The following is a 9,541-nucleotide window of genomic DNA, read 5'->3' as shown; positions in this document are numbered from 1 at the left end:
TCGCACACCTTCACGGCGGACCGCTCGACGGGCAGCTGCTCCCGCTGGAGAAGCCCGAACTCGACTCGCTCATCGTTCCCTACGGCGAGGGGCAGATCGTGTACCAGCGTGCGGGCGGACTGGAGCGCACCGGTCAGGGCGACGGCCCCACCGAGGCGGAGTTCTGGTTCGTCGAGGCGACGGACGAAATCGGCCCGTCGAACGACGACTGATCGTGGGCGAACCAGCCCAGGATGACGGGCGGACCCACTCCTTCGAGGTCGAGGCGAAGTTCGACGTCGACGAAGCGACGCCGCTGCCTGACCTCTCGGGGCTGCCCGGAGTTGCGCGCATGGGCGCGCCGGAGCCGCGCGACCTCGACGCCCGCTACCTCGACACCGAGGACTATGCCCTCGGGCGTGCCGGCTACGCGCTGCGTCGCCGCACGGGCGGACCCGACGCGGGCTGGCACATCAAGGGCCCGCTCCAGGACGGCGCCCGCCTCGAGACGCACTGGCCCCTGACCGATGACGACGGGATCCCCGAGGTGGTGCAGACAGCCGTTTCAGAGCTGACGGATGCCGCGCTCTACTCGATCGCGCGCATCCGCAATGACCGCACGGCCTATGCGCTGCTCTCGGCCGGCGACGGCGTCGTTGTGGAGTTCGTCGACGATCACGTCATCGGCCGCGACGAGCGGCGCGGCGTGGAGCAGAGCTGGCGCGAGTGGGAGTTCGAGCTAGGACCGGCGGCGCCGGATGATCCCGAGGAGCGCATCGCGCTCTTCGCCGCGATCGCCGCTGCCGTGGAGGCTGCCGGCGGCCGKCCCGCGGCATCCGCTTCGAAGCTCGCCCGCACCCTCGGGGTCTGAGTCGCTCGACCACTGATTGCTCGGCGTGTCGGCTGGGCGGTGCACCTTCTCTGATTCCTCATTGAACTTCCCGCTCACATGGCGATGATGAGCCGGGGAGCGGCGTGCACCCGCCAGTGGGAGCGGTTTCCGATGCGGCCTTGGGGTGGCGTCCGCTCATCGAGGCCTTCGTCGCACTCACGCGCCCGAAACCGCCATCCGCTGTCCCTTATCGCGGCAGCGGATGGCGGTTTCGGCAGCGCGTGCGCGACCAGGCGGCGCGGAGAGCTGCGGATCGCTCTGCAGCGGGTGTGCAACGTGCAGCGGCCCGTGTGAGCGCGAAGTTCAATGACGTTTGAGAGAACATCGAAGAGACGGATCTCCGCCGGAAACGACGAAGGCCCGGGCGAACCCGGGCCTTCGACAACCAGAGATCTACAGGTTGATCATGTGGCCGGCGAGGCCGTGGAAGGCCTCCTGCACGGCTTCGGACAGCGTCGGGTGCGTGTGCACGTTGCGTGCCGCCTCGAGGGCGGTGAGGTCCCACTTCTGCGCGAGCGTGAGCTCGGGAAGCAGCTCGGACACGTCCGGCCCGATCAGGTGCCCGCCGAGCAGTTCGAGGTGCTCGCCGTCCGCGATGAGCTTGACGAAGCCGATCGGCTCGCCCAGGCCGTTCGCCTTGCCGTTGGCGGAGAACGGGAACTTCGCGACCTTGACGTCGTAGCCCGCGTCGCGCGCCTGCTGCTCGGTGAGCCCGAACGAAGCGACCTGCGGTGAGCAGAACGTCGCGCGCGGCATCATCCGGTAGTCGCCGAGCGCCATGGTCTCGGCCTTGCCGATCGTCTCGGCTGCGACCACACCCTGCGCCTCGGCGACGTGCGCGAGCTGGAGCTTCGCGGTGACATCGCCGATCGCGTAGATGTGGGGGACCGACGTGTGCATGAAGTCGTCGATCTCGATCGCGCCGCGATCGGTGAGCTTGACGCCGGTGTTCTCGAGGCCGAAGTTCTCAACGTTCGGGGCGAAGCCGATCGACATCATGACCTTGTCGGCGTCGATCGACGCCTGCGCGCCGTCCTTCGGCGTGTAGGTCACGGTGACGCGGTCGCCGTGGTCGACGACCGTCTCGACCTTGGTGGAGGTGAGGATGTCGACGCCGTACTTCTTGTACTGGCGGGCGAGCTCCTTCGAGACGTCTTCGTCCTCCATCGGCAGGACCCGGTCGAGGAACTCGATGATCGTGACCTTGACGCCGTAGTTGACGAGCACGAAGGCGAACTCCATGCCGATCGCGCCGGCACCGACGACCACGATCGACTTCGGCAGGTCGCGGGCGAGGATCTGCTCCTCGTACGTGACGACGTTGCCGCCGAGCTCGACGCCGGGCAGGAGCCGGACCTTCGAGCCGGTCGCGATGATCGCGTTGTCGAAGGTGACGCGCTCCGATGAGCCGTCGGCCTTCTTGACGTCGATGGTGTTGGCGTCCACGAACCAGCCGCGGCCGTCGTACTCGGTCACCTTGTTCTTCTTCATCAAGAAGTGGATGCCCTTGACGTGCGTGTCCGCGACCTTGCGGCTGCGATCCCACGCCACCCCGAAGTCGAAGGTCACGTCGCCAGAGATGCCGAACAGGTCGGCCTTGTGGTTGAACGTGTGCGCGAGGTCGGCGTTCTTGAGGAGAGCCTTGGAGGGGATGCAGCCGACATTGAGGCAGACACCGCCCCAGTACTTCTCTTCGATGACCGCGACGGAGAGGCCGAGCTGAGCGCTTCGGACGGCCGCGACATAGCCGCCGGGGCCGGCACCGAGGATGACGACGTCGTAGTGAGGCATGCTTCCAGCCTATCGGTCGGTGGAACCAGGCGATCCCTCGTCCGAGGGCGCCGGCGGCAGGGTGGTGGCGGCTTCGAGCGCGCGCTTGCGACGAGCACTCGACACCAGGAGATACGTGACGGCGCCTGCGATCGCCACCAACAGAATCGCCCCGACGATCCACGGCCAGGAGCCGTCGGCGTCCGCGTCCTCGTCGGTCACCGGAGCGGCCGACTCGGTAGCGCTGGGCGATTCGGTCGGGGCGGACGAGACCGTCGCGCTCGGAGTAGGAGTGGGGGTCGGGGTGGGCGCCGGTGCCGTCACCGTGAAGGTGTACTCGCCGGAGATCGGGTGGCCGTCGCTGGAGACCACCTTCCACAGCACCGTGATCGCGCCGCTCGCCGTGCCGGCGAGCGGCTGGGTGACCGTCGTGTCGGCGACGACCGGATCGCCGTTCGCGAGGGATGTGCCCGCGGCATCCGTCACCTGCAATTCGGTCGCTCCCGGATCGGTCGCGAGCTCGCCCGAGAAGGTCAGCGTCAGCTGCGCCGGCAGCGCGTCGACGGCGGCACCCGCGGCCGGATCGGCGGAGACCAGCTCATCGTGCGCGCTCGCGGGGGCGGCGATGAGGAAGACGGATGCCCCGGCAAATGCGATGGCGGCGATCAGAGCGGGCAGGGAGCGGCGTTTGTGAATTCTGTGTGACGACACTCGTCCGAGCCTACCGGGGGCTTCAATCGCCGCCGGGGCAGGCTTACCATGGCGGCAGGYGGGTGCACCTGCCCCGCTCTCAGTGCGACGTCGGAAAGTGGTGCGGGAATGGACTCGATGATGATGGACATGATGTCGAAGGACATGATGTCGATGCCCGGTATGGACATGATGGACATGTCGGTGATGCAGGCCTGTATGGACGCCTGCTCGGCCTGCGAGCAGGCCTGTGTGGTGTGTTCGACCCAGGGAATGTCGTGCGCCTCGGTGTGCATGAACTGCGCGGACATGTGCAACACGATGATGCGCACCATGATGCGGATGCAGGGCATGACCCCGGCCGCCATGATGTCGATGCTCGACGCGTGCATGGCGATGTGCATGAACTGCATGGACGAGTGCATGAAGCACGCCGACCACAGCGAGGTCTGCAAGATGTGCGCTCAGGCCTGCAAGGCCTGCATGGACGCCTGCATGGCCATGAAGAACATGATGATGGCAGCGGCCTGACGCCCTGCCGAATTCAAGAAGCGCTGCGGCCTAGCGGTCGCGGAAGATGTTGAATCGCCGGGTGCCGACCGCAAGCACGTCGTAACGGTCGTGCAGCGCGACCGGGGCACCCGGATGCACCTGCCCGTCTGCTCCGGCGCCGTTCCACACGGTCAGACCCGAGCCGTCCAGCCTGCGCAGGGCGATGGTCCCATCGGCGTGCACTTCTTCGACGATCGCATCGAGCCAGTCGGACGGCGTCGCAGCGGCCAGCCGAGACTGGATGAGGTGCAGCGCGTGACCGGGTGCGAACGTCGTGCAGGGACTGCCGTGAACGCACATGCACGCCGAACGCTCACGCACCTGAAGGGGCGGAACATGGCGGTGCGGGGTCGACACGACGGGTCTCCTGTCATTAGGTTCGATTAGTCACCAGGGTATGCAGGCGGGTCCGCCGGGGCATCTGTCGTGACACACGGCGAAACAGTCGCCGGGCCGCGATTCCGCCCGTGAACTTCCTGTGGTGGCCTGCAGGTGATCGACTAGGCTGGTTCGAACGAAGGGGAGCAGCGTGGAGGAAAGTGGCCGACCGGACGAGATCCGCCGCTCTGCCGAACCGGCGGGCGACGGAAAGTCCGAGGATCGTGCCGTCGATACGACGCAGACGTTCGGGCATGACTCGGATCTGTCGTTCGTGCCGTTCGGTGCCGACCTGAGCGAGACGGAACTCGACGCCATCGGCGCGCTCCCGTCTGGCGCGGCCATCCTCATCGTGCGCTCCGGCCCGACGGCGGGGGCCCGCTACCTGCTCGACACCGACGTGACCACGGTGGGGCGGCATCCCGAGGCCGACATCTTCTTCGACGACGTCACCGTCTCGCGCCGGCATGCCGAGATCACCCGCGAAGGCAACGCCTTCGAACTGGTCGATCAGCGGTCGCTCAATGGCACTTACATCGACGGCGAGCGGGTCGACCGTGCGCATCTGAGCAACGGCTCCGAACTTCGCATCGGCAAGTTCCGCCTCAACTTCTTCGTCTCGCCCGCCGACCTCACTCAGGCGGCGGACGGCTGATGCCGGCAGCATCAGCCCGCGAACGATCCTCGTCCGCGGGGCTTCTGAGCATCGGACAGGTCCTCGCGCGGCTCGCTCCGGAGTTTCCGACGCTCACCTCGAGCAAGCTCAGGTTCCTCGAGGTGCAGGGCATCGTCACGCCGGTGCGCACCGACTCGGGCTACCGCAAGTTCTCTCCCGACGACCTCGAGCGGCTGCGCCTCGCGCTGACGCTCCAGCGCGATCACTACCTGCCGCTTGTCGTCATCAGGGAGTACCYGGAAGACGTGGATGCCGGCCGCAACCCCGCACCGCCCGCCTCGGCGGCGCCGCCGTCGATCGTGCCAGCCCCGCGCCGCTATCGCCGCGAAGAGCTGCTGTCGGCGGCAGGGGCCGCCCCGCAGCTGCTCAACGACGCCATCAGCACCGGTGTCATCGTCGGCGCCGAGACCTACACCGATCAGCAGCTGGCCATGCTGCGATCGCTCGTCGCGCTCGACCGGCACGGCATCGAGCCCCGCCATGTGCGGACGCTGCGGCAGAGCGCCGAGCGCGATGTCGCCCTCGTGGAATCCGCACTCTCGCCCCTGCTCCGGCGGACGGATGCCGGGTCTCGGGCTCGTGCGAGCGAACTGGCGCCGGAGCTGGCCAAGCGCCTCGAGGACGTGCGCGCGATGTTCGTCCGCGGCGCCCTGGACCGTCTCATGTCCTGAGCCGCCATCGCGACACGCCGACCCCTTCGGGGCCGATGTCGTTGCCCCCGGAGGGGGCCTGATCTAGCGTTGAAGTATCGGACGAACGGGGGAGGATCCGCATGACTGACCGCGATGCCGACGAACCCCGATTCGACGCCGATCTGCTCTTCACCGATGGTCTCCCGCAGATGGACGACGAGGTGGGCTACCGCGGTGCGGTCGCCGCCCGCGCCGCCGGGATCACCTACCGGCAGCTGGACTACTGGGCCCGCACCGAGCTCGTCGAGCCCACGGTGCGCGGTGCGAGCGGGTCGGGATCGCAGCGACTGTACGGGTTCCGCGACATCCTGGTTCTGAAGCTCGTCAAGCGCCTGCTCGACACCGGAATCTCCCTGCAGCAGATCCGCACGGCCGTCGACCAGCTTCGGGCTTCCGGCATCCGCGATCTCGCCGGCACCACGCTCATGAGCGATGGGGCGTCCGTGTATCTCTGCACCTCGAACGACGAGGTCATCGACCTCGTGAGCCGCGGTCAGGGTGTGTTCGGTATCGCCGTCGGCAAGGTGCTGAGCGAGGTGGAGTCGACGCTCGTCGACTTCGACGCCCAGTCGCCCGACCCGGTCGACGAGCTCGCGGCACGCCGCACCGTCCGCACCGCGTAAGCCGCGGCACCCGGTCCCTGAGCCTGTCGAAGGGCCGCCGGACGCTTCGACAAGCTCAGCGACCGGCGACGAAGCGCGGAGTGTCAGGCGCKGGCGTCGCCCGGGACCGGAATCCGGCCGGTGCGCATCACGCGGTCGAGCAGCGCGTCGAAGTCGGCCGCGAGCTCCTGTGCCGAATCGCCGGGCCAGATGTGCAGCGGCTTGGCGGCACCCTGAGCCTGCTGGAGCGAAGTGCGCTCGGGCAGCTGCGGCGAGAGCACCAGCGGGCCGAACATGTCGCGCAGCTCCTTGATGCGGAACTGGTGCTCGATCGACTGCGGGCGCACCCGGTTGACGACGATGCCGAGGGGCTGCAGGCGCGGGGAGAGCCCGCGGCGGATCTCCTCGATCGCGCGCAGCGCGCGATCGGCGGCGGCGACCGAGAACAGGCCGGGCTCGGTGACGACGATGACGCGGTCGCTCGCGGCCCAGGCGGTGCGGGTGAGCGCGTTGAGCGACGGTGCGCAGTCGATCAGCACGAGGTCGTAGTCGGCCTCGATCGTCGCGAGCGCCTCCTCCAGCTTCCACACGTCGCGCACGCTCGGGTGCGGTCCGTCGAAGTTGATCGCGGAAGGGCTGCCGATCATGACATCGATCGTCCCGGGGTGGACCTTGGCCCAGCCGCTCGAGGTGATCGCCTGACGGACGACCTTCTCCTTCGGGTTTCCGAGGACGTCGGCGACGTTCAGACGGCCGGCCACCTGGATGTCCATGCCCGTTGAGACGTCGGACTGCGGGTCGAGATCGACGACGAGTGTCCGCACCCCGCGCGCGAACGCCGCTGAGGCGAGCCCGAGAGTGACGGTCGTCTTGCCGACCCCACCCTTGAGTGAGCTGACGGAGAGTACGTGCACAAGGGTCCACGTTACCTTCCCCTAGGCTGAGAACACACTCAGCCCCCCGAACTAGATCGCCCAGCGAGGTGCGCATGTTCCGAAAGATCCTGGTCGCGAACCGCGGTGAGATTGCCATTCGAGCATTCCGCGCCGCATACGAATTGGGTGCCCGCACGGTCGCGGTCTTCCCCTTCGAGGACCGTGGCTCGCTGCACAGACAGAAGRCCGACGAGTCGTACGAGATCGGCGAGCCGGGTCACCCGGTGCGGGCCTACCTCGACGTCGAGGAGATCATCCGCGTCGCGCTGCACGCAGGCGCYGACGCGATCTACCCGGGCTACGGGTTCCTCTCCGAGAACCCGGAATTGGCCGCGCGCGCGGCCGAGAACGGCATCACGTTCATCGGGCCGACGTCGGACGTGCTCGAGATGGCGGGCAACAAGGTGACCGCGAAGGAGCACGCGATCGCGGCGGGCGTTCCGGTGCTGCGCTCCACTCCCGCCTCCGATGACGTCGATGCCCTCGTGGCGCAGGCCGAGGCCATCGGCTTCCCGATCTTCGTCAAGGCCGTCGCCGGCGGGGGTGGCCGCGGCATGCGGCGCGTCGCGACCGCCGAGGAGCTGCCGCCCGCGATCGCCGAGGCGATGCGCGAAGCCGGCGCGGCCTTCGGCGACGAGCGAGTCTTCCTCGAGCAGGCCGTGCTTCGGCCGCGGCACATCGAGGTGCAGATTCTCGCGGACGGCGCAGGCGGCACCGTGCACCTTTTCGAGCGCGACTGCTCGGTGCAGCGGCGTCACCAGAAGGTCATCGAGATCGCGCCGGCGCCTAATCTCGACGAGGGTCTCCGCCAGCGCATCCACCGCGACGCGATCGCCTTCGCCCGGTCGATCGGCTATGTCAACGCGGGCACGGTCGAGTTCCTCGTCGACACGGCGGGTGAACGGGCAGGCGAGCATGTGTTCATCGAGATGAACCCGCGCATCCAGGTCGAGCACACCGTGACGGAGGAGGTCACCGACGTCGACCTCGTGCAATCCCAGATGCGCATCGCGGCAGGGGAGACGCTCGAGGATCTGGGCCTGACCCAGGACAGGATCGTGCTCCGAGGCGCGGCGCTGCAATGCCGGATCACCACCGAAGACCCCTCGCAGGGCTTCCGGCCCGACACCGGACGCATCACGACCTACCGGTCTCCGGGCGGCGCCGGCATCCGACTCGACGGCGGCACGACGGCGGCGGGCTCGCAGATCAGCCCCCATTTCGACTCGATGCTCGCGAAGCTCACCTGCCGCGCCCGCGACTTCCCCTCTGCTGTCGCGCGCGCCAAGCGCGCGCTCGCCGAGTATCGGATCCGCGGCGTCGCCACCAACATCCCGTTCCTGCGGTCGGTGCTCGACGATCCGGCGTTCGTCGCCGGCGATCTGAGCACGTCGTTCATCGACGATCGTCCCGAGCTGCTGAAGGCCAATCCTTCGCGAGACCGCGCGACGAAGCTGCTCAACTGGCTCGCCGACGTGACGGTGAACCGCCCCTACGGCGAGAAGCCGGTGTCCATCTCGCCGGGAAGCAAGCTGCCCGACATCGACCTGTTCGCCCCGCCACCGGCCGGCAACCGGCAGCGACTGCAGGAGCTCGGACCGGCCGGCTTCGCCCGGTCGCTGCGCGAGCAGACCGCACTCGCCGTGACCGAGACGACGTTCCGGGACGCGCACCAGTCGCTGCTGGCCACGCGCGTCCGTACGCGCGATCTCGTCCGCGTCGGGCCGCACGTGGCGCGCATGACACCGCAGCTGCTGTCGATCGAGGCGTGGGGCGGGGCCACCTACGACGTGGCACTGCGATTCCTCGCGGAGGACCCGTGGGAGCGGCTCGACGCACTGCGCGAGGCGATCCCCAACGTCCCCATCCAGATGCTTCTGCGCGGCCGCAACACGGTCGGATACACTCCTCGCCCCGTCGAGGTGACGAACGCGTTCGTGCGCGAAGCTGCCGCGACCGGCGTCGACATCTTCCGCATCTTCGACGCGCTCAACGACGTGTCGCAGATGCGCCCGGCGATCGATGCCGTGCTGGAGACCGGCACCACCGTCGCCGAGGTCGCCTTCTGCTACACCGGCGACCTGCTCAACCCGTCCGAGGATCTGTACACGCTCGACTACTACCTGCGGCTCGCGGAGCAGATCGTCGATGCCGGCGCGCACATCATCGCGATCAAGGACATGGCGGGGCTCCTGCGGCCGGCCGCGGCATCCCGTCTCGTGAGTGCATTGCGCGACCGCTTCGACCTCCCGGTCCACGTGCACACGCACGACACCGCGGGCGGACAGCTCGCGACGCTGCTCGCCGCGAGCGAAGCCGGAGCGGATGCTGTCGATGCCGCCGCTGCGCCCCTGGCAGGCACCACAAGCCAGCCC

At 68.4% G+C, this 9,541-nt stretch carries 11 protein-coding genes; 7 read left to right on the top strand and 4 right to left on the bottom strand.

Annotated elements, in window-relative coordinates; genetic code table 11:
- On the top strand, positions 1–212 hold a 212-nt coding region (locus AC1DVT_RS14475; protein WP_477389739.1), incomplete at its 5' end, for a response regulator.
- Positions 213–214: 2 nt separating this feature from the next.
- Positions 215–850, top strand: coding sequence for a CYTH domain-containing protein (locus tag AC1DVT_RS14470; protein ID WP_477389738.1), 636 nt, complete (start codon positions 215–217; stop codon positions 848–850).
- A gap of 414 nt (positions 851–1,264) precedes the next feature.
- On the opposite strand, the gene lpdA is transcribed toward AC1DVT_RS14470, so the two are convergent.
- Both lpdA and AC1DVT_RS14460 read right to left on the bottom strand, forming a co-directional pair.
- Positions 1,265–2,662, bottom strand: coding sequence for a dihydrolipoyl dehydrogenase (lpdA, locus tag AC1DVT_RS14465; protein ID WP_477389737.1), 1,398 nt, complete (start codon positions 2,660–2,662; stop codon positions 1,265–1,267).
- 9 nt (positions 2,663–2,671) lie between these two features.
- Positions 2,672–3,352 carry a copper resistance CopC family protein gene (locus tag AC1DVT_RS14460; protein WP_477389736.1) on the bottom strand — a complete coding sequence of 227 codons (681 nt, stop codon included), beginning with the start codon at positions 3,350–3,352 and terminating at the stop codon, positions 2,672–2,674.
- A 129-nt stretch (positions 3,353–3,481) separates the two neighbouring features.
- On the opposite strand from AC1DVT_RS14460, the gene AC1DVT_RS14455 reads away from it, so the two are divergent.
- The gene (locus AC1DVT_RS14455) at positions 3,482–3,862 is read left to right on the top strand and encodes a four-helix bundle copper-binding protein (protein WP_457098216.1); all 381 of its coding nucleotides are present in this window, start codon (positions 3,482–3,484) and stop codon (positions 3,860–3,862) included.
- A gap of 30 nt (positions 3,863–3,892) precedes the next feature.
- Here the strand turns inward: AC1DVT_RS14455 and AC1DVT_RS14450 are convergent, their stop codons facing one another.
- Positions 3,893–4,240, bottom strand: a complete 348-nt coding sequence (locus AC1DVT_RS14450; RefSeq protein ID WP_477389735.1) for a hypothetical protein — start codon at positions 4,238–4,240, stop codon at positions 3,893–3,895.
- Between the two features lie 172 nt (positions 4,241–4,412).
- Between AC1DVT_RS14450 and AC1DVT_RS14445 the strand changes: the two genes are divergently transcribed.
- The 3 genes from AC1DVT_RS14445 to AC1DVT_RS14435 all read left to right on the top strand — a co-directional run bounded on the left by AC1DVT_RS14445 (position 4,413) and on the right by AC1DVT_RS14435 (position 6,252).
- Positions 4,413–4,916, top strand: a complete 504-nt coding sequence (locus tag AC1DVT_RS14445) for an FHA domain-containing protein (protein ID WP_457098218.1) — start codon at positions 4,413–4,415, stop codon at positions 4,914–4,916.
- Positions 4,916–5,608 carry a transcriptional regulator FtsR gene (ftsR, locus tag AC1DVT_RS14440; RefSeq protein ID WP_477389734.1) on the top strand — a complete coding sequence of 231 codons (693 nt, stop codon included), beginning with the start codon at positions 4,916–4,918 and terminating at the stop codon, positions 5,606–5,608. Before AC1DVT_RS14445 ends, ftsR begins: the two co-directional genes overlap by 1 nt.
- A 101-nt stretch (positions 5,609–5,709) precedes the next feature.
- On the top strand, positions 5,710–6,252 hold the full coding sequence (locus tag AC1DVT_RS14435) for a MerR family transcriptional regulator (RefSeq protein WP_457098220.1): 543 nt from the start codon (positions 5,710–5,712) through the stop codon (positions 6,250–6,252).
- Positions 6,253–6,335: 83 nt separating this feature from the next.
- On the opposite strand, the gene AC1DVT_RS14430 is transcribed toward AC1DVT_RS14435, so the two are convergent.
- Positions 6,336–7,145, bottom strand: coding sequence for a ParA family protein (locus AC1DVT_RS14430; RefSeq protein WP_477389733.1), 810 nt, complete (start codon positions 7,143–7,145; stop codon positions 6,336–6,338).
- Positions 7,146–7,219: 74 nt separating this feature from the next.
- Between AC1DVT_RS14430 and AC1DVT_RS14425 the strand changes: the two genes are divergently transcribed.
- Positions 7,220–9,541 (top strand): pyruvate carboxylase (locus tag AC1DVT_RS14425; protein WP_477389732.1); only part of this gene is annotated, 2,322 nt, incomplete at its 3' end.

The organism is Microbacterium sp. P2_F9, assembly GCF_056403635.1.
This window is presented reverse-complemented; position numbering and strand designations above follow the sequence as displayed.

Excerpts from the sequence above, each read along its gene's own strand:
- AC1DVT_RS14455 (WP_457098216.1), top strand. The coding sequence starts at position 3,482 with ATGATGTCGAAGGACATGATGTCGATGCCCGGTATGGACATGATGGAC.
- AC1DVT_RS14435 (WP_457098220.1), top strand. The coding sequence starts at position 5,710 with ATGACTGACCGCGATGCCGACGAACCCCGATTCGACGCCGATCTGCTC.
- lpdA (WP_477389737.1), bottom strand. The coding sequence starts at position 2,662 with ATGCCTCACTACGACGTCGTCATCCTCGGTGCCGGCCCCGGCGGCTAT.